This is a genomic window from Mesonia sp. K4-1 (assembly GCF_008017825.1).
Taxonomy (GTDB): Bacteria; Bacteroidota; Bacteroidia; order Flavobacteriales; family Flavobacteriaceae; genus Mesonia.
The window spans coordinates 1-959 of record NZ_VRLS01000039.1 but is presented as its reverse complement, the minus strand read 5'-3'; the positions used below and the strand labels follow the sequence as shown (position 1 = coordinate 959).

1 protein-coding gene is annotated in these 959 nt (G+C 34.3%); it reads left to right on the top strand.

All coding sequences use genetic code 11. The annotated features are described in order from the left end of the window. Positions 1–52 precede the first annotated feature (52 nt). Complete coding sequence (locus tag FT986_RS06230) at positions 53–946, top strand: IS1595 family transposase (protein ID WP_147864343.1); 894 nt, start codon at positions 53–55, stop codon at positions 944–946. Positions 947–959: the final 13 nt, after the last annotated feature.

The window sequence follows — 959 nt, the reverse complement described above, 5'->3', positions numbered from 1 at the left end:
TAGAGGTCAGTATATAAATACTTATCTTTAAGGTCAATAAATATGATGTAATATGAACATTTTTAAAGGACAAAACCTTCTAGAGTTCTCTGATCGGTTCAAAACCGATCTTAATTGTAAAGAATATCTATCGGAATTAAAAGATAAAACAGGTTATAAGTGTTTGAAATGCAATCATACCGCATATCAAAGAAAGGCTGATTTTTCACGACAGTGCAATGTCTGTAACCATAAAGAATCTGCTACGTCAAACACACTGTTCCATAAGGTCAAATTTGGCTTGCGTAAAGCCTTTTTTATTTGCTTTGAGATGTCAACGACCACAAAGAGCTTGTCTGCAAGCTATATGGGTGTTCGCTTCGGTATTACTGAAAAAACGGCACGGTTGTTTATGCTCAAGGTAAGGGAAGCAATGTCTTCTAGCGGAAATAATCCCATGGATGGTATTGTTCACGTTGATGAGTTTGTTTTAGGTGGCAGAGAAGAAAAAAAGACAGGAAGAAGTTACGATGCCAAGAAAAAGAAGGCCGTTACAGCGGTTCAGCTAACAGAAGATGGCAAAGTAAGAAGAATGTATGCTATGAAAATAGATGACTTTTCAGCAAAATCACTTCAATATATTTTTGTAAACCATATCAGTAGGGATGCAAAAGTAACTACCGATAAATGGAGAGGTTATAGACCTATCTCCAATGTGTATGACATTAAACAAATTGAAAGTAACAAAGGGCTGAACTTTAAAGCATTGCACACAATGATACATCAAGTTAAATCTTGGATAAGGACAACATATTCCTGGGTAAGTGATAATAATCTAAATCGGTATTTTAATGAGTTTTGTTTTAGAATAAACCGCTCTCAAAGTAAGGATACAATATTCAATAACTTGATAACAAAAATGGTGGATAGTGATAAAATTCATCAAGCAAAATTAATAAGCAACTAACTACTGACCTCTA